Annotated in this window: 14 protein-coding genes and 1 tRNA gene; 9 read left to right on the top strand and 6 right to left on the bottom strand. The window is 66.3% G+C overall.

All coding sequences use genetic code 11. The annotated features are described in order from the left end of the window. Positions 1-844 precede the first annotated feature (844 nt). The 5 genes from KF707C_RS08355 to KF707C_RS08340 form a co-directional block, all read right to left on the bottom strand. A complete protein-coding gene (locus tag KF707C_RS08355; protein ID WP_003448674.1) occupies positions 845-2158 on the bottom strand; it encodes an NAD(P)/FAD-dependent oxidoreductase in 1314 nt (437 codons plus the stop codon). A 79-nt stretch (positions 2159-2237) separates the two neighbouring features. Then, positions 2238-3602, bottom strand: a complete 1365-nt coding sequence (locus KF707C_RS08350) for a glutamine synthetase family protein (protein ID WP_003448675.1) — start codon at positions 3600-3602, stop codon at positions 2238-2240. Positions 3603-3708: 106 nt separating this feature from the next. Next, positions 3709-3918 (bottom strand): hypothetical protein, encoded by a 210-nt coding sequence (locus KF707C_RS29315; protein WP_131679662.1) that lies wholly within the window; start codon positions 3916-3918, stop codon positions 3709-3711. 270 nt (positions 3919-4188) lie between these two features. Next, the gene (locus KF707C_RS08345) at positions 4189-4824 is read right to left on the bottom strand and encodes a response regulator transcription factor (RefSeq protein WP_003448678.1); all 636 of its coding nucleotides are present in this window, start codon (positions 4822-4824) and stop codon (positions 4189-4191) included. 24 nt (positions 4825-4848) lie between these two features. Continuing rightward, entirely contained in the window at positions 4849-7101 is a 2253-nt protein-coding gene (locus KF707C_RS08340) for a PAS domain-containing sensor histidine kinase (RefSeq protein WP_003448680.1), read from the bottom strand. Positions 7102-7322: 221 nt separating this feature from the next. Here KF707C_RS08340 and KF707C_RS08335 point away from each other — a divergent pair, with 221 nt between their 5' ends. The 4 genes from KF707C_RS08335 to KF707C_RS08320 all read left to right on the top strand — a co-directional run bounded on the left by KF707C_RS08335 (position 7323) and on the right by KF707C_RS08320 (position 12449). Next, positions 7323-8945, top strand: coding sequence for an acyl-CoA synthetase (locus KF707C_RS08335; RefSeq protein WP_003448681.1), 1623 nt, complete (start codon positions 7323-7325; stop codon positions 8943-8945). A 137-nt stretch (positions 8946-9082) separates the two neighbouring features. Continuing rightward, entirely contained in the window at positions 9083-9412 is a 330-nt protein-coding gene (locus tag KF707C_RS08330; RefSeq protein WP_003448684.1) for a DUF485 domain-containing protein, read from the top strand. Then, positions 9409-11052 carry a cation acetate symporter gene (locus tag KF707C_RS08325; RefSeq protein WP_003448686.1) on the top strand — a complete coding sequence of 548 codons (1644 nt, stop codon included), beginning with the start codon at positions 9409-9411 and terminating at the stop codon, positions 11050-11052. Before KF707C_RS08330 ends, KF707C_RS08325 begins: the two co-directional genes overlap by 4 nt. 134 nt (positions 11053-11186) lie before the next feature. After that, positions 11187-12449 carry an OprD family porin gene (locus tag KF707C_RS08320; protein WP_096368009.1) on the top strand — a complete coding sequence of 421 codons (1263 nt, stop codon included), beginning with the start codon at positions 11187-11189 and terminating at the stop codon, positions 12447-12449. Between the two features lie 92 nt (positions 12450-12541). On the opposite strand, the gene pcsA is transcribed toward KF707C_RS08320, so the two are convergent. Beyond that, a complete protein-coding gene (gene pcsA, locus KF707C_RS08315; protein WP_231992328.1) occupies positions 12542-13270 on the bottom strand; it encodes a phosphatidylcholine synthase in 729 nt (242 codons plus the stop codon). A 228-nt stretch (positions 13271-13498) separates the two neighbouring features. Here pcsA and KF707C_RS08310 point away from each other — a divergent pair, with 228 nt between their 5' ends. From KF707C_RS08310 to KF707C_RS08290, 5 genes are all read left to right on the top strand, one after another. After that, positions 13499-13711 (top strand): cysteine-rich CWC family protein, encoded by a 213-nt coding sequence (locus KF707C_RS08310; RefSeq protein WP_003451011.1) that lies wholly within the window; start codon positions 13499-13501, stop codon positions 13709-13711. Beyond that, positions 13711-14403 carry a pseudouridine synthase gene (locus KF707C_RS08305; RefSeq protein WP_003451009.1) on the top strand — a complete coding sequence of 231 codons (693 nt, stop codon included), beginning with the start codon at positions 13711-13713 and terminating at the stop codon, positions 14401-14403. The genes KF707C_RS08310 and KF707C_RS08305 overlap by 1 nt, the downstream gene beginning before the upstream one ends. Before the next feature lie 398 nt (positions 14404-14801). Beyond that, a complete protein-coding gene (locus KF707C_RS08300; protein WP_003451007.1) occupies positions 14802-15686 on the top strand; it encodes an alpha/beta fold hydrolase in 885 nt (294 codons plus the stop codon). A gap of 96 nt (positions 15687-15782) precedes the next feature. Next, positions 15783-15856: transfer RNA gene (locus KF707C_RS08295), tRNA-Gly, on the top strand. 237 nt (positions 15857-16093) lie between these two features. Continuing rightward, on the top strand, positions 16094-17947 hold the full coding sequence (locus tag KF707C_RS08290) for a tyrosine-type recombinase/integrase (protein ID WP_036992510.1): 1854 nt from the start codon (positions 16094-16096) through the stop codon (positions 17945-17947). Positions 17948-18053 lie beyond the last annotated feature (106 nt).

The raw sequence follows: 18053 nt of genomic DNA, 5'->3' as shown, positions 1-18053 counted from the left end.
GTCACGCTTCACCGACCCACCGGCGAGGTCCGCTGCGGGTACGCCGATGGGTTTCGCTGCGCTCTACGCCATCCTACGGGCCGCTCGGCGGCACGCGTGTAGGGTGGGTCACGCTCCACCGACCCACCGGCGAGGTCCGCTGCGGGTACGCCGATGGGTTTCGCTGCGCTCTACGCCATCCTACGGGCCGCTCGGCGGCACGCGTGTAGGGTGGGTCACGCTCCACCGACCCACCGGCGAGGTCCGCTGCGGGTACGCCGATGGGTTTCGCTGCGCTCTACGCCATCCTGCGGTCTGCTCGCCGGCACGCTTGTAGGGTGGGTCACGCTTCACCGACCCACTGGCGAGGTCCGGTGCGGGTACGGCGATGGGTTTCGCTGCGCTCTACGCCATCCTACGGGCCGCTCGGCGGCACGCGTGTAGGGGGGGTCACGCTTCACCGACCCACCGGCGAGGTCCGCTGCGGGTACGCCGATGGGTTTCGCTGCGCTCTACGCCATCCTACGGGCCGCTCGGCGGCACGCGTGTAGGGTGGGTCACGCTTCACCGACCCACCGGCGAGGTCCGCTGCGGGCACGGCGATGGGTTTCGCTGCGCTCTACGCCATCCTACGGGCCGCTCGGCGGCACGCGTGTAGGGTGGGTCACGCTCCACCGACCCACCGGCGAGGTCGGGTGCCGGCACGCCGATGGGTTTCGCTGCGCTCTACGCCATCCTGCGGACTGGTCGCCTGCACGCTTTGTGCGGTGATGGGTTTCATTGCGCCCGGCACCATCCGGCGGTTGCTGCGAAGAAAAAAAGAAGCCGGCGCTGGGCCGGCTCTAAGGACGCACAACAATCCTGGTCAGCGCAGTTTCTCCATCAGCTGGTAGTACCACATGCCCACCGCCAGCATGTGGTTGCCCAGGCGTTCGCTGAGGGGGACGCGGATGTGCTGGCACTGGGCGAAGGTGTCGAACTTCTCCAGGCTGCCGCTCATGGCGTTGGCCATGACCTCGCCCATGATGTGGGTGGTGGCGACGCCGTGGCCGGAGTAGCCCTGGCAGTACCAGACGTTCTTCGACAGCTTGCCCAGCTGCGGGATGCGGTTCATCACGATGCCCATGGCGCAGCTCCACTTGAAGTCGATCTCCACGCCCTTGAGCTGCGGGAAGGTGCGCTCGATGCAGGGCCGCAGCTCCGCTGCGATATCGCGGGAGTCGCGGCCGGAGTAGTTGGCGCCACCGCCGAACAGCAGGCGGCCATCGCCGGTCATACGGTAGTAGTCGAGGACGAAGCGGCAGTCGTAGACGGCAAGGTCCTGGGGGTTGAGCTGCTTGGCCAGGTCGCCCAGGGGGCGGGTGGTGACGATGCCGCCCATGGCCGGGAAGATCATGCCCTTGAGTTGCTTGCGCTCCAGCTTGTGGTAGACGTCGCCGGCCAGCAGCACCTGCTGGGCGTTGATCCGGCCACGACGGGTCACCACCGCCGGGCGATCGCCGTGGATGATGTCCTGCACCTCGGAGTGCTCGAAGATCAGCGCACCCAGGCTGGCGGCGGCCTTGGCCTCGCCGATGCACAGGTTCAAGGGGTGCAGGTGCATGTTGCGGGTGTTCTTCACCGCGCCGATGTAGAGGTCGGAGGCCAGATGCTCGCGCACGCCGGCGGCATCCAGCAGGGTGACGTCATCGCCCATGCCACGACGCACGGCCTCGTCATAGGAGGCCTTGAGCTCGTCCATGTGGGACGGTTTCATGGCCGCGTGCAGGTGGCCGTGCTTGAGGTCGCACTGGATGCCGTACCTGGCTACGCGGTTCTTGATGATCTCGTGGCCGCGCCAGCGCAGGTACCAGATGAAATCGTCCACCTCAGGGCCGAGGAAGCGGCTCATCTGCTTGCGCATGGCGGCGTCGCCGGACAGGCTGCCGGTGACCTGGCCACCGTTGCGGCCGGTGGCGCCCCAGCCGATCTTGTGGGTTTCCACCAGGGCCACCTTGTAGCCACGCTCGGCCATCTCCACGGCCGTGGCGACGCCGGTGAAACCGCCGCCGATGATGGCGATGTCGACATTCACCTCCCCTTCCAGGGTCGGGTAGGCGGTCTCTTCATTAAGGGTCGCGGAATAATAGGACGGCGCGCGCTCGGGGGCGGGCAGCGGGTGTCTGATTGCAGCGGTCATGGTGGATCCTTCTTATCTATGGGGAGCGATTCGCCAATGCGTTCGCTCCCACGAACAGGGGCAGACTCGGCGCGGGCGATCAGGCCTGGTTCAGGTACCAGCGCCAGTCCTGCTCGCCCACCTCGGCCATGAATTGGCGGTACTCGGCCCGCTTCACCGCCAGGTAGACACCGAGGAAGGCGGTGCCGAAGGCGTCGCGGGCCCAGCTGGAGCGCTCCAGGGCGCGCAGCGAGGTGAGCCAGTCGGTGGGCAGCAGTTCGGTGGCCTGGGCATAGCCATTGCCCTCGACGGGCTCGCCCGGATCGAGGTTTTCGCGGATGCCCCGGTGGATGCCCGCAAGAATGGCGGCGGCGGCCAGGTAGGGGTTGGCGTCGGCGCCGCAGATGCGGTGTTCGATATGCCGGCTGGCAGCCGGACCGCCCGGGACGCGCAAGCTGACGGTGCGGTTGTCCACGCCCCAGGTCGGTGCCAGCGGCGCGTAGCTGTTGGCCTGGAAGCGGCGGTAGGAGTTGGCGTTGGGGCAGAACATCAGCAGCGAGTCCAGCAGGCTCTCCAGCATGCCGCCGACGGACTGGCGCAGCAGCGGGGTGCCGGCGGGGTCTTCGCTGGCGTAGAGGTTGCGGCCCTCGGCGTCGGCCAGGCTGACATGCATGTGCATGCCGGTGCCGGCGATCTCGGAGAAGGGCTTGGCCATGAAGCAGGCCTGCATGCCGTGGGCATGGGCCACGCCCTTGACCAGGCGCTTGTAGCGCACGGCCTGGTCCATGGCTTCGAGGGCGTCGCCGTGCTCCAGGGTGATCTCCACCTGGCCCGGCGCGTACTCGGAAATGGCGGTGCGCGCCGGAATGCCCTGGGCCTTGCAGGCGGCGTAGAGGTCGGCGAGGAAGGGTTCGATCTGCTCCAGCTCGCGCAGGCCATAGACCTGGGTGCTGCGGGGGCGCTGCCCGTCGGCATCCAGGGCCGGCTGCGGGCGCCCGCTGGCGTCGCGCTTCTGGTCCAGCAGGTAGAACTCCAGCTCACAGGCCATCACCGGGTGATAGCCGTCGGCCTTGAGGCGCTCGATCACCTCCACCAGCACATGCCGGGGATCGGCGATGGCGGCCGGCATGCCGGCTTCGGGGTGCATGCTCACCTGCACGGCGGCGGTGGGCATACGGCGCCAGGGCAGGCGGACCAGGCTGCCGGGCAGCGGGTAGGCGCGGCAGTCGATATCGCCCACGTCCCAGACCAGGCCGGAGTTCTCCACGTCCTCGCCGTGCAGGGTGAGGCCGAGGATGGTGCTGGGCAGCGGACGCCCCGACTCGTAGACGGCCAGCAGCTCGTCGCGGTGCAGCAGCTTGCCGCGGGGAACGCCGTTGGCGTCGAGGATGAAGAGTTCGATGGCATCGATATCCGGGTTCCGCTCAAGGAAATCCCGGGCTTCCTGCACAGTGGCAAAGGTCATGGCGCTCTCTGTTAGTGCCGCATGGCACGCGATTCGTCCCCGCCCGCTGGGCAAGGGTCGAGGGTCTCGTTCTGAAGTGGGGAAAGGGCCACGGCGGTGGCCCGGATCAGGCGAGCGCGCTGTCCGGCGGACGGGCGTGACGGCAATGCCAGAGCGCCCAGAAGGCGAGTTCGAGCGGCAGGGAGATCAGCAGACGGGCGGCCCATTCGTGGGAGAACTGGACCTTGGGCCTCACTCCGGGAGTACGACGCGTGACCCGGACCTGCCCGAGGGGCATGGCGGCCAGCGACGATTGGTGCGGAGTGGGACAACCCATGAGGGAAAGCCGTGTTATTGGAATGCCTCGCAGGCTCGCACGGCCGGTTGGGTCAATAAAATTCAGGTTTTTTTATCTTTGGTTGAGCGATGGCTAAACATTGCACCTGACCCGGACATGCGCGCGACGCGTCCTACGGGAGGGCCGAGGCGCCGGGCGTTATCGGCCGGGGTTCCGCCTTGTTCCCCCGGAGTTCGGACCTGTCCCCGGATTTCATCCGGGCTACGGATTGTGCACGCGGTGAGCATCGCGCACCCTGCCGCGCAGGCATCAGCGCAGCTTCAGCGGGTCCACCAGCCCCGCCGCGATGGCCATGCCCACCAGGTCCGGCAGGCGCTCGGCCTGCATGCGCTTCATCACCCGGGCGCGGTAGAGGTCCACGGTCTTCACGCTGATGTCCAGTTGCTCGGCGATCTCGCGGTTGGTGTAGCCCTGTACCAGGGGCAGCAGAACATCACGCTCGCGAGGGGTGAGGCTGTCCAGGCGCTCCTTCAGCTGCCCCTGGCCGGCGTCGTTGCCGCGCTTCGGTTCATGGCTGGACAGGGCCTGCTGCACGCTGTCCAGCAGCAATTGTTCGTTGTAGGGCTTTTCGATGAAGTCGCGGGCGCCAGCCTTGAAGGCGCGGACCACGATGGGCACGTCGGCGTGGCCGCTGACGAAGATGATGGGCAGGTCGAGCCCACGGCTGCGCATCTCCTCCTGGACGTTCAGGCCGCCCATGCCGGGCATGCGCACGTCCAGCAGCACGCAGGCGTCGAGGTCGGCATCACAGGCCTCGAGGAAGGCCCGGCCGCTGGTGAAGGGCAGCGCCTTGAGCCCGACCGACTCCAGCAGCCAGACGGTGGAGTCCAGCATCCCCTGGTCGTCGTCCACCACATACACCACCTGCTCGCCGCTGTTGGGCATCGTTCAACTCCGTTCCGATTCTTGTTATTGCCGCGGCAGGCGGCAGCGCATCAGCAGCCCGCCCGCCTCGTCCGGCATCCCGTCGAGGGCGCCGCCAAATCCTTCGATGATGCTCCGGCTCATCGACAAGCCCAGCCCGAGTCCATCGGGCTTGCTGGTGTAGAACGGCGTGAAGATTCGCCCCAGCGCCTCCTCATCCAGCCCCGGCCCCTGGTCGCGGACGTCGATCAAAACCTGCCCCGCCTCCGCCCGGGCGATCAGGCGGATCAGCGACGGCTGCCCCGGATGCGCCTCGCGGTTGGCGTCGATGGCGTTGCGCAGCAGGTTCAGCAGCACCTGCTCCAGCAGCACCCGGTCGGCGAACACCGGCGGCAGATTCTCCGGCAATTGCTCCTCGATCGCCACCTGGCTTGCACCCGCCTCCCAGGCGCACAGGCGCACCGCCTCGCGGGCCACCTCAGCCACGTCCAGGGCCTGCATGCGGCGCTGGCCCTTGCGCAAGAAGGCGCGCAGCCGCTTGATCACCTCCGACGCATGGTTGGCGTGCTCGGTGATGCGTTCCAGTCCCTGGGCCACCCGCCGGGCCGCCTCGGGGTTGCTGCCCAGGGCCTGCAGGTAGCGCTGGCTGGCCCCGGCGTAGTTCATCACCGCCGCGAGCGGCTGGTTGATCTCATGGGCGATGCCCGAGGCCAGCTCGCCCAGGGTCACCAGTCGCGCGGTGTGGGCCAGTTCGTCCTGATGGCGGCGCTGCTGGGCCTCGCGCAATTCGCGCTCGGTCATGTCCCGCGCCACCAGGGAGTAATAGCGCTCCCCGCCGGCGCTCTTGTGGGCCAGCAGCACCATGGAAACCGGCACCGAGGCGCCTCCGGCGGGCGGCTGCAGGCGCGTGTCGAGCTTCCACACGCCCAGGCGCTCGGCGGTGCTCCAGCCTTCCCGCTGCAGCCGCGCCAGGTCGTCGGCGGCGATCACCTCGGACAGCGCCGGCATCGGCTGTCTGACGGCCAGGCCCAGCGCCTTGCGCGCCGCCGGGTTGAGGTAGGTGATATGGCCGGCGGGGTCGACGAAGAGCACCGGGTCGGTGTTGGCCTCCACCACTTCGGCCAGGCGCCGGCGGTTCTCTTCCGCCTGCACCCGCGCGGTGATGTCCCGGGACACGCTGACCACCTCCACCACGGCACCGGTGTAGGTTTCGCGAATGGCCCGGCTGGCGGTCTCGAACCAGAGGTAATGCCCGGCGCGGTGGCGGATGCGGTAAGTCATGGTGTGGTAGCCGTCCTGCTCCAGGGCGTCCTGGGCGCGCTGCACCAGCTGCGCCACTTCCTGGGGATGGAAGAGGCACTGGGCCAGTTGCCCGCGCAGCTCCTCGGGCCAGTAGCCCAGCAGGGTCCAGGACGCGGGCGAGGCGTCGAGGAAGCGACCGTCCGGGGTATGGCGGGAAATCAGGTCGGTGGTGTTCTCGGTGATCAGCCGGTACAGCCGGCGGGCCCGCGCCGCCTCGCGCTCAGTGAGGATCTGCGCCGTGGCCTCGCGACAGCGCGCCAGCACCCGGCGCTCCTGGGCATCGGGAATGTAGGTCCAGATCAGCACCCGCTCGCCGCACTGGGCCTCCACCCCCTCGATGGCACGGGCCTGGTCCAGGCAGGCGCGAACCAGGGCGACATGGTTCACCGGCAGCAGGCGCAGGGCGTGCTCCAGAGGCTGCTCTCCCAACAGCGTCAGGAGCGCGGCGTTCAACTCCAGGGGGCGGGCCTCGGCGTCCAGCAGCAGGCTGGGCTGCGGGTCCTGGCCCAGCAGCGGCGAGGCCCGCAGCAGGCCGTTGATGCTGCCCAGCAGGGTGGTCAGCAGCTCATGGACCCAGCCCAGCCAGTCCAGGCTGACGCCCTCATGCACCTCCACCAGCAACATCCCGGGCGGACCGGCATCCAGCGACAGCGCGAAAGCCTGGCCGTGGCTGATGCCGGCCCGGCGCAGTCGCCCGGCCAGCCAGCACTCCAGCTGGCGCACCTGGTCCAGTCCCAGCCGCCCCTCCGCCGCCAGGCGCGCGGCCAGCGCTTCATCGCTGGCCTGCAGCGGGTCACCCTGCCCGGGGGGCAACTGCTGGCCACCGCCTTCGTGGCTGTAGATGCGCGCCCCCGGTTGCCAGGACAGGTAGAAGGCCTGGCGCACCTCCGGGCAACCCCGCACGGCGCGGCACAGGGCATCGGCCCGGACGCCCAGGGGCACCCCTTCGCGTTGCAGGCGCAACCAGGTGTGAAGTCGAACCGGAGTCTGGGTCATGGCGGGTCCAGCGGCTGGGGGTGGGAAAGCATATAACGCCTCAGAATGGATCGAGAGGCGTCCTACCAAAGCATCAGATTTAATATAGTAGTTTTACTATACGACTCTAGAAGTACTTCCATACAAACACAAAGTCGGTATATAAATCGCCCCAGAGAACTATCGGCCTTACCAGAAGAGCCGGTACAGAAGAGCTAATAATCCGCCGCCGGGTATCCAGCATGTCGATCTACGATCAGGGCCTCGCTCCTGCCGCCGTCAACCACATCGCCCTCTCCCCCCTCAGCTTCATCGAGCGCACCGCCGCCGTTTATCCCCACTACCCCGCCGTGATCCACGGATCCATCCGCCGCAATTGGGCCGAGACCTACAGCCGCTGCCGGCGCCTGGCCTCGGCGCTCGCCGGTCGCGGCATCGGCCAGGGCGACACGGTGGCGGTGATGCTGCCGAACATCCCGGCGATGCTCGAGGCTCACTTCGGCGTGCCGATGATCGGCGCCGTGCTCAACACCCTGAACGTGCGCCTGGACGCCGAGGCCATCGCCTTCATGCTGCAGCACGGCGAAGCCAAGGTACTGATCACCGACCGCGAGTTCCACGATGTGATCCACGCCGCCATCGGCATGCTCGACCAGCCGCCGCTGGTGATCGACGTGGACGATCCGGAGTACGGCGAAGGCCAGGCGGTGAGCGACCTGGACTACGAGGCCCTGCTGGCCGAGGGCGACCCGGAATTCGCCTGGCAATGGCCCCGGGACGAGTGGCAGGCCATCTCCCTCAACTACACCTCCGGCACCACCGGCAACCCCAAGGGCGTGGTCTATCACCACCGTGGCGCCTACCTGAACGCCCTGGGCAACCAGATGACCTGGAACATGGGCAACCAGCCGGTCTACCTCTGGACCCTGCCGATGTTCCACTGCAACGGCTGGTGCTACCCCTGGACCGTGACCGCCCTGGCCGGCGTCCATGTGTTCCTCCGCCGCGTCGACCCGCAGAAGATCCTCAACCTGATCCGCGATCACCAGGTCAGCCACCTGTGCGGCGCGCCCATCGTGCTCAACGCCCTGGTGAACATGCCGGACTCGGCCAAGGCCGCCATCGACCACCCGGTGAACGCCATGGTGGCCGGCGCGGCGCCGCCGGCCAAGGTGATCGGCGCAGTGGAGGAAATGGGCATCCGCGTCACCCACGTCTACGGCCTCACCGAGGTGTACGGGCCGGTGACCGTGTGCGCCTGGCACGAGGAGTGGGACGAGCTGCCGCTGGAGGAACGCGCCCGCATCAAGTCCCGCCAGGGCGTGCGCTACCCCACCCTGGAAGGGGTGATGGTGGCCGACCCCAAGACCCTGGAACCCGTGCCCCGCGACGGCCAGACCATCGGCGAGATCTTCATGCGCGGCAACACCGTGATGAAGGGCTACCTGAAGAACCCCAGCGCCACCAGCGAAGCCTTCGAAGGCGGCTGGTTCCACACCGGCGACCTGGCGGTCTGGCACCCGGACGGCTACGTGGAAATCCGCGACCGACTGAAGGACATCATCATTTCCGGCGGCGAGAACATCTCCACCATCGAACTGGAAGGCGTGCTCTACCGCCACCCCGCCGTACTGGAAGCGGCCGTGGTGGCGCGCCCGGACGAGAAGTGGGGTGAAACGCCCTGCGCCTTCGTCACCCTCAAGGCGGACCACGCCGACACCCGCGAGGCGGACATCATCGGCTTCTGCCGCGAGCACCTGGCCAGCTTCAAGGTGCCGAAGACCGTGGTCTTCACCCAGCTGCCGAAGACCTCCACCGGCAAGATCCAGAAGTACGTCCTGCGGGACATGGCGAAGAACCTCTGACCTCACCCGGCTGCGGCCGGGCCGACCCGACTCACGAACACGGTGGCGCCCACGGGCGCCGCCAGGGGCCGTCGCATGCCCGAAAAGCCTGCGACGGTCACCACCGGCATCGACAACAACAACAAGCGGAGCCCGTCATGAGCCACCTCGAAACACCTCACAGCCACAGCTTCGAACGCATCCGGTCCAACCCCAAGTTCCAGCGCCTGGCACGCCAGCGGGCGACCCTCGCCTGGTCCCTGAGCGCCGTGGTGCTGGGGGTCTACTACCTCTTCATCTCCCTGGTAGCCTTCGTCCCGGGCTGGCTGCACCTGCCGCTGTACGAAGGCAGCCACCTCAGCCGGGGCCTCCCGCTGGGCGCCGCCATCATCGTCCTCTCCTGGCTGCTCACCGCCTGGTACGTGCGCAGCGCCAACACCCGCTTCGACGCCCTCAGCGCCGAGATCATCGAGGAGGCCAAGGCATGAAAGCGCTCCTCGCCCTCCTCGCCCTGTCCCCCCTGGGCGCCGTCGCCGCCGAGGCGCCCAAGCAGCCGCTGAACCTGCACGCCATCGGCATGTTCTTCGTCTTCGTCCTCGCCACCCTCGCCATCACCTGGTGGGCGGCCCGGCGCACCCGCTCGGCCTCGGACTTCTACACCGCCGGCGGCGGCATCTCCGGCTTCCAGAACGGCCTGGCGATCGCCGGCGACTACATGTCGGCGGCCACCCTGCTGGGCCTCTCAAGCCTGGTGTTCGCCAAGGGCTACGACGGCTTCGTCTACACCATCGGCTTCTTCGTCGGCTGGCCGGTGATCACCTTCCTGATGGCCGAACGCCTGCGCAACCTGGGCAAGTACACCTTCGCCGACATCGTCTCCTACCGCCTCGACCAGACCCGCGTGCGCAGCCTGGCCGCCGTCGGTTCGCTGACCGTGGTCTGCTGCTACCTCATCGTGCAGATGGTCGGCGCCGGCCAGTTGATCAAGCTGCTGTTCGGCCTGGACTACCAGATGGCGGTGATAGTGGTCGGCGTGCTGATGCTGGTTTACGTCATCTTCGGCGGCATGATCGCCACCACCTGGGTGCAGATCGTCAAGGCCGTCCTGCTGCTGGCCGGCGGCACCACCCTGGTGCTGATGGCCCTGAGCGAATTCGGCTTCAGCCTGGAAAACCTCGCCGCCCGCGCCATCGAGGCCCACGCCATCGGCAACGGCATCATGGGCCCGGGCTCGCTGCTGGCCGACCCGATCAACGCCGTGTCGCTGTCCCTCGGCCTGGTCTTCGGCATCGCCGGCCTGCCTCACATCCTGATGCGCTTCTTCACCGTGCCCAACGCCAAAGAAGCCCGTCGCTCGGTGCTCTTCGCCACCGGCTTCATCGGCTTCTTCTTCCTGGTGGTCTGCGTGCTCGGCTACACCGCCATCGTCATCGTCGGTACCGACCCGCAGTACTTCGTCGACGGCAAGCTGGGCGGCGCCCTAGTGGGCGGCGGCAACATGGTGGCCATGCACCTGGCCAAGGCAGTGGGTGGCAACCTCTTCCTCGGCTTCCTCTCGGCCGTGGCCTTCGCCACCATCCTCGCCGTGGTGGCGGGCCTGGCACTCGCCGGTGCCTCGGCCATCTCCCACGACCTCTACGCCACCGTCCTGAAGAAAGGCCGGGCCAGCGAGCGCGAGGAAATGCGCGTCAGCCGCATCGCCACCGTCTGCCTGGGCCTGGTGGCCATCTGCCTGGGGCTGCTGTTCGAGCAGATGAACATCGCCTTCCTGGTGGGCCTGACCTTCGGCGTCGCCGCCTCGGCCAATTTCCCGGTGCTGATCATGGCCATGTACTGGAAGGGCCTGACCACCCGTGGCGCCCTCTGCGGTGGCCTCACCGGCCTGGTCAGCGCGCTGGTGCTGGTGGTCCTCTCCCCCGCCGTCTGGGTGACCGTGCTCGGCAACGCCAAGGCGATCTTCCCCTACGACCATCCGGCGCTGTTCTCCATGCCCCTGGCCTTCGCGGTGATCGTCCTGGTCTCCAGCCTCGACCGCAGCGCCCGTGGGCAGCGCGAGCGGGCGGCCTACGACGACCAGTTCGTCCGCGCCCAGACCGGCCTCGGCGCCGCGGCCGCCAGCAGTCACTGATCCATGAAACGAAGCCCGGGGCCACCGTCCGGCCCCGGCGCCTCCCCCGTTGAGCGTGGCGCGGTCCGGCCGTTTTGGGCCGCGCCCTTTTCATTCCGCCTCCGGGCGACAGAACAACAACAAAAGGAACCCCCATGAAGCGCACCACCCTCACCTCCGGCCTGATCCTGGCCAGCGGCGCCCTCGGCCTGTCCGTCCCCGCCTCCGCCGACTTCATCCAGGACGGCAAGGCCAGCCTCGAACTGCGCAATTTCTACTTCAACCGCGATTTCCGCCAGAGCGGCGCCCCCCAGGCCAAGGCCGAGGAATGGGCCCAGGGCTTCCTCCTGCGCTATGAATCGGGCTTTACCGAAGGCACGGTCGGCGTCGGCCTGGACGCCATCGGCCTCTTGGGCGTGAAGCTGGACTCCAGCCCGGACCGCGCCGGCTCCGGCCTCCTGAAGCGCGACCGAGAAGCCCCCAAGCGTGCCCAGGACGAATACGGCGAACTGGGCCTGACCGCCAAGCTGCGGGCGTCCAGGAGCACCCTCAGGCTGGGCACCCTGATGCCGAAGCTGCCGGTGCTGCTGGCCAACGATTCGCGCCTGCTGCCGCAGACCTTCGAGGGCGGCCAGCTCAATTCGCTGGAGCTCGATGGCCTGACCTTCGACGCCGGACGCCTGACCCAGGTGAACCAGCGCGACTCCTCGGACTATGAGGACATGGGCATCACCACCGTCGGCGCGAAGAACATCCGCGCCCGCAGCACCGGCAGCGACGCCTTCGATTTCGCCAACCTCAGCTACAAATGGAGCGACAGCCTCACCACGGGCTACGGCTTCGGCCGCCTGGACGACTTCTATCGCCAGCATCAGCTCAATCTCAACCACCTGCTGCCCCTGGGCGAGGGCCGGAGCCTGAAGAGCGACCTGCGCTTCGCCCACTCCAGCGACGAAGGCGGCAGCAACGTCGATAACAAGGCCTTCGGCGCGATGTTCACCTACGCCTTCGGCGGCCACGCCCTGGGCCTCGGCTACCAGCGCATGAGCGGCGACACCGGCTTCGCCTACGTCAACGGCAGCGATGCCTACCTGGTGAACTTCGTGCAGATCAGCGACTTCGCCAACCGCGAGGAACGCTCCTGGCAGGCCCGTTACGACTTCAACTTCGCCAGCGTCGGCATCCCCGGCCTGACCTTCATGACCCGCTACCTCTCCGGCGACGGCGTGGAACTGGGCGCCGGGCGCGAGGACGGCAAGGAATGGGAACGTGACACCGACATCGCCTACGTCATCCAGGGCGGCCCGCTGAAGAACCTTGGCCTGAAATGGCGCAACGCCACGGTGCGCACCAGCCACTTCGGCAGCGACCTGGACGAGAACCGCCTGATCCTCAGCTACACGCTGCCGCTCTGGTAAGGCCCCGGGTACGCTCCGCCCCTGAGGCAGGGGCGTGGCAGGGAGACGACGCAACGCGGCCGGTAAGTGGCCCTTCGGGCAGCAGCCCGTGCTCAGGCCTTCAGCTTGTGGGTCCAGTCCAGCAGGCTGCGCCACAGGCAGATGCCGACGAAGTAGGCCGAGGCCAGCCACCAGATGCCCAGCACCAGGGACTTGTAGAAGGGATGCTGGATGATCAGCAGCATGCTGCTGATCATCCAGATGAAGGTCACCAGGATGTTCAGCGGCATCAGCCTGCGCACCCGGAAGGGATGCAGGAACTTCAGCTTGGTCAGGGTCAGCGCCGCCAGCACGCAGATCAGCAGCAGGCTCACCACCGGCGGCGGGTCGATGATCCAGACGTACAGCGCCACCACGTTCCAGGCGGCGGGGAAGCCGACGAAATAGTTGTCGCTGCTCTTCATGTTCAGGTTGCAGAAGCAGAACAGCGAGGACACCAGGATCAGGCTCACCGCCACCAGCGCGGTATGGTCCGGCAGGTCGATATAGCGGTAGATGAAGATCGCGGGGATGAACACATAGGTGAGGTAGTCGATCACCAGGTCCAGGGTGGAGCCGTCGAAGTTCGGCAGCATGGTGCTGGTCTGAACCCGTCGCGCCAGGGTGCCGTCGAGGCCATCCACCAACAACGCCGCACCGAGCCAGAGGAGGCAATCGCGCGGCTGGTTGTCGAACAGGGCGAGAATGGCCATCAGGGCAAGGACGACACCGGTGGCGGTGACGCCATGGGCCGACCAGGCCTTGGCTTTGTTGACGGCATTGATATTGGCGGACACGGGCAGCTCGGCTCAGGAAGTGGATGACAGACTCGATAGACCGCGATTATGCGTTAGCTTCTTAAATGCCTTCAGACTTTTGTGAATGCGGCCATGTCGCATACAGACATTTACGTCTTGCATATTCGAGCCTAGGCGATCCCCAGCGGACGGCAACACCAGCCCATCGGCCCGGGCTTGCAGCATGACGCCCCAGGCCTCACCCTTGCGCCCTTTCCATCGCCGTCCCCATCCATGAGCACCCCCAACGACCCGACCCGCTGCCCGCTCTGCGGTCAGAGCAACCACTGCACCCAGGCCGATCCGGCGCGGGCCGGCGAGGACTGCTGGTGCTTCTCCACGCCCATCGACCCGGCGGCCCTGGCGCGCATCCCACCGGCGGACATCGACCGCGCCTGCCTCTGCCCACGCTGTGCCCAGGCACTGCCGCCCGACGCACCAAACTGATGCGCCTTGATCGATTCCTGAGCAATTTTCCCGAGTTCAACCGCCTCGATGCACGCCTGCTGCTGGCCGCCGGTCGGGTTCGGGTGGATGGCGAAAGGGTCACCGACGGCCGTTGCGATATTCGGGAATTCCAGCGGGTGGAGCTGGACCAGCGCGTACTGCAGGCCGGCAAGCCGGCGCGCTACATCATGCTCTACAAGCCCTCCGGCCACGTCAGCGCCACCGAGCACCCGGACCACCCCACGGTGCTGGACCTGCTGGACGAGCCGGACAAGCACGAGCTGCACCTGGGCGGCCGCCTCGACCTCACCACCACCGGCCTGCTGCTCATCACCAACGACGGCCAGTGGTCCCGCCGGCTCACGCTGCCCGGCAGCAAGCAACCCAAGGTCTACCTGGTGGAAACCGCGGACCCCATTGGCGGCGAGTACGTCGAGACCTTCGCCCGAGGGCTCTATTTCGCCTTCGAGGACCTGACCACCCTCCCCGCCCAGCTGGAGATCCTCGACACGCGCAAGGCCCGCCTGACCCTGCACGAGGGCCGCTATCACCAGGTCAAGCGCATGTTCGGCCACTTCCGCAACCGCGTGACCAGCCTGCATCGGGAGTCGATCGGCCCCCTCGAGCTGGACCCTTGGATGCAGCCCGGCGACTACCGGTCACTCACCGAGGCGGAAGTGGCCTGCTTTTAGCAAGGTCATGGGCGAGTCACATCGGATTCGAATAACCCGACGAACTGCAAGAATTTTTCCTTTCAATGCGCTTGCAGGGGTAAAGAGGCCCTGCTTAAATCGGACACAAGGTCAGAGCGTGACCCAAGAGTCACGCCGACCATCTAAGCGTTCCTGCGGTCCCTTGTGCTATGCACTCGTAGGTTCCCTGCCTGGTTAGAAGACACCCTTCCGACGCCCGCCAAAGCGTCGGAACACGCCGTCTTTTCTCGAACTAACCGCTTGAAATATAAAGATTTTTAAAAATCTCCGCCTGACATTGGATTGTCATCGAAAGGCGCTTTCCTACTGCCACGACTTACAGCGAACCACGCGGTCGAGAGGGTTCGCATGACCCATCTGCGCCAGGAGGAAACGACATGAGGCCGGAAACTGCCATCGTCGAGATTCACAGCCAGTACAAGGTTCACACGGAGTTCTACCGCAATCCTGAAGCCAGGGAGACCATCATCCTGGTCAACGGCTCCTTGTCGACGACCGCCTCGTTCGCGCAGACAGTGAAATACCTGCAACCGCACTTCAACGTGGTGCTCTTCGACGAGCCCTATGCGGGCCAGTCCAAGCCGCATAACGACAACAGCCGCTTCATCAGCAAGGAAACCGAGGCGGACATCCTCCTCCACCTGATCGAGCATTTCCGGGTGGACTACCTGATGTCCTTCTCCTGGGGCAGCGTCTCCGCCCTGCTGGCCCTGGCCCAGTGCCCGGCCCGGATCAAGAAGGCCGTCATCACCTCCTTCTCGCCCATCCTCAACGCGCCGATGATGGATTACCTCACCCGTGGCCTGGAGTGCCTCGCGGCCGTGGACCGCAACGCCGTCGGCGACCTGGTGAACGGCACCATCGGCAAGTACCTGCCGGGCCTGTACCAGCGCTTCAACCACAAGCACTGCAGCAGCCTGGACGAGCACGAGTACCTGCAGATGCACTTCCACGTCCGCCAGGTGCTGAACATGGATTCGCGCTGCTACGTGGATTGCCTGGCCAACGTCGACATCCCCATGCTGTTCATCAACGGCGAGAACGACGAGTACACCTCCGCCGAGGACGCCCGCCACTTCGCCAAGCACGTACGGGACTGCCAGTTCATCACCATCGACAACGCCGGCCACTTCGTCGACGTCGAGCACAAGGACGGCTGGCGGCAGACCCAGGACGCCATAGTGGGTTTCCTGAAAAAGAACCCGGCCACCAAGCCCCTGGCCCGCCCCCTGGCGGCCGACTACCAGGCCGTCGCCGTTTGAGCGCCGGGTCACCCGGGCAGATTCAAGTATTTTCAGTCACTTGACCTGCCCCGGGCTTCACCTCGCCTGCAGCTTCTGGTAAAAAGAGCACCCTCCGCGGGCGTCGTATAATGGCATTACCTGAGCTTCCCAAGCTCATGACGAGGGTTCGATTCCCTTCGCCCGCTCCACTGCATCATTCTGCGGACTTCCGCAGAAGTCCAAGAGAGTCTGCAAGTCGTTGCCACACAAAGGCTTTTTCTCTCTTTGACGTTCTGCTGTGGTCCACTGCGATCCGCCTACAGCCGGGACTTTTAAGTCCACAAACAAGTCCATTTTTGCGGGCGCGGCTGATTCCGGATTGTTGATGGAGAGGCGAGGTCGACGTGACCAGCATCTGGTTCCTGACTCATGTTCGGAGCAAGAGCATGGCACTCTCAGACCTGGCCGTTCGACAGGCCAAGGCGACTGGCAAGGCATACACCCTCCCTGACCTGGATGGCCTCTCCCTGGCCGTCACCGCTGCCGGTGGCAGGACTTGGCACTTCCGCTACTACTGGGCGGGCAAGCAGAAGCGGATGTCGCTCGGCACCTACCCGGAGGTGACGCTTCGCGAGGCCCGCAGCCTGCGCGATGAAGCGCGCGCCCTGCTGGCCAAAGGCACCAATCCTCGCGATCACCGCAAGCAGAAGCGCACCGCTGTCCGGCTCGCCGACGAAAACACCTTCGAGGCGGTGTATCGCAAGTGGCTCAAGCATCGCGGGCTCAGCCTCAAGGAAGGCCGGCAGACGACTCTCTCGATCCTTCCGCGCATCTTCGACAAGGATGTGCTGCCGACCTTGGGCAAGCAGTCGATCTATGAGATCAAGCGGCCCGACCTCCTGGAGGTGATCGCCAGGATCGAGAAGCGCAGGGCGCTCTCCGTCGCCGAGAAAGTCAGGACGTGGTTCAACCAACTGTTCCGCTACGCGCTGGTGATCGTGCCGGGCCTGGAGCAGAACCCCGCCTTCGATCTCGATGTGGTGGCGCTGCCGCTGCCACCCGTCAACCACAACCCGTTCCTGCGCATGGCCGAGCTGCCAAGGCTGTTGCAGCGGCTGCGCAGCTATCGCGGCCGGCGGCAGACCCAGCTCGGGCTGCGGCTATTGCTGCTGACCGGCGTGCGAACCGGAGAGCTGCGGCAGGCGATGCCGGATCAATTCGATCTGGACCGAGGGCTGTGGATCATCCCGCCCGACGTCGTGAAGCAACTCCAGGTGGATATGCGCAAGAAGCGGCAGCAGCCGAAGGACATCCCGCCCTACATCGTGCCGCTGTCGATTCAGGCCATGGAGATCGTCCGGCACCTGCTCGATGAGTTCAAGCCGGCCCAGCGCTACCTGTTCCGGCACGACAGCGACCTGAAGAAGCGCATCAGCGAGAACACGCTCAATGGTGCGCTCAAACGCATGGGCTATCAGGAACGCCTGACCGGACATGGTATCCGTGGCACGATGTCCACTGCGCTCAACGAGATCGGCTACCCGAAAGTCTGGGTGGATGCACAGCTTTCGCATGTCGATCCCAACAAGGTCAGCGCGACCTACAATCATGCCGCGTACGTGGAGCAGCGTCGACGCATGATGCAGGACTGGGCCGATCGCCTCGACCTCTTCGAGCAGAACCAGGTCGAGGCGGCCAGCATGCCGCTCACCGTGCATCTGGAAGGCGTGCCCGCATTCCCCACTGAGCAAACCGCAAGCGCGCCCTCTACGCCGGTTGCCGCTTCGCCAAGCCTGCTCGTGACGAAGCCGGGTGACGCCATGCCGTTGGTTTCTGCCGCCGCACATCGGCTGCCGGCAATGCCGCCCCAGCGATCGGCCGCACCGCTGGTGCCTTCGGACATTCAGCGCGAGAGAATGGATTTGTTCGATGTCTTCGAAGCGCCGCACAACCTTCCCGTCGCTGCGTTTGCCAAGATGGCGGGCAAATCCCGCAGGTGGATCAGCTACGAGATCCAGGCGGGCAACTTGCTGGCGTTGAACGTGGGCAACCGCGGCCAGCGCGTGCCGGACTGGCACCTCGACCCACTCAAGCACGAGATGATCCAGTCTGTCCTGAAGCTGACCAGGGGTGCGGACCCTTGGCAGATCTACCATGCACTGCTGCAGCCGCGCTCGATGCTGCGGGGGCGCTCGGCACTGGAGGGCGTGACTGCCAGCAATCTCGACAAGCTCGTCATGGCCGTGAGCACAGCGGTGAAGGAAAGCGAATGGACCCCGCTGCGGGTCGGGGTCGTGTAGTCAAACAACGGGCCGGTAAGGGATGGTCTGGATAGCCCTGTATTTCCGGTCCGACCTCAGCCCCTGCCGATTTTGAAAGCGGTAAATCGATCAAAAACGATCTGAT

Origin of the sequence: Pseudomonas furukawaii (assembly GCF_002355475.1) — a bacterium.
Lineage (GTDB): Bacteria > Pseudomonadota > Gammaproteobacteria > Pseudomonadales > Pseudomonadaceae > Metapseudomonas > Metapseudomonas furukawaii.
The sequence above is the reverse complement of the archived record's forward strand: the minus strand, read 5'-3'. Positions and strand labels throughout refer to the sequence as shown.

Excerpts from the sequence above, each read along its gene's own strand:
- KF707C_RS08355 (WP_003448674.1), bottom strand. The coding sequence starts at position 2,158 with ATGACCGCTGCAATCAGACACCCGCTGCCCGCCCCCGAGCGCGCGCCG.
- KF707C_RS08350 (WP_003448675.1), bottom strand. The coding sequence starts at position 3,602 with ATGACCTTTGCCACTGTGCAGGAAGCCCGGGATTTCCTTGAGCGGAAC.
- KF707C_RS29315 (WP_131679662.1), bottom strand. The coding sequence starts at position 3,918 with ATGGGTTGTCCCACTCCGCACCAATCGTCGCTGGCCGCCATGCCCCTC.
- KF707C_RS08345 (WP_003448678.1), bottom strand. The coding sequence starts at position 4,824 with ATGCCCAACAGCGGCGAGCAGGTGGTGTATGTGGTGGACGACGACCAG.
- KF707C_RS08340 (WP_003448680.1), bottom strand. The coding sequence starts at position 7,101 with ATGACCCAGACTCCGGTTCGACTTCACACCTGGTTGCGCCTGCAACGC.
- KF707C_RS08335 (WP_003448681.1), top strand. The coding sequence starts at position 7,323 with ATGTCGATCTACGATCAGGGCCTCGCTCCTGCCGCCGTCAACCACATC.
- KF707C_RS08330 (WP_003448684.1), top strand. The coding sequence starts at position 9,083 with ATGAGCCACCTCGAAACACCTCACAGCCACAGCTTCGAACGCATCCGG.
- KF707C_RS08325 (WP_003448686.1), top strand. The coding sequence starts at position 9,409 with ATGAAAGCGCTCCTCGCCCTCCTCGCCCTGTCCCCCCTGGGCGCCGTC.
- KF707C_RS08320 (WP_096368009.1), top strand. The coding sequence starts at position 11,187 with ATGAAGCGCACCACCCTCACCTCCGGCCTGATCCTGGCCAGCGGCGCC.
- KF707C_RS08310 (WP_003451011.1), top strand. The coding sequence starts at position 13,499 with ATGAGCACCCCCAACGACCCGACCCGCTGCCCGCTCTGCGGTCAGAGC.
- KF707C_RS08305 (WP_003451009.1), top strand. The coding sequence starts at position 13,711 with ATGCGCCTTGATCGATTCCTGAGCAATTTTCCCGAGTTCAACCGCCTC.
- KF707C_RS08300 (WP_003451007.1), top strand. The coding sequence starts at position 14,802 with ATGAGGCCGGAAACTGCCATCGTCGAGATTCACAGCCAGTACAAGGTT.
- KF707C_RS08290 (WP_036992510.1), top strand. The coding sequence starts at position 16,094 with ATGGCACTCTCAGACCTGGCCGTTCGACAGGCCAAGGCGACTGGCAAG.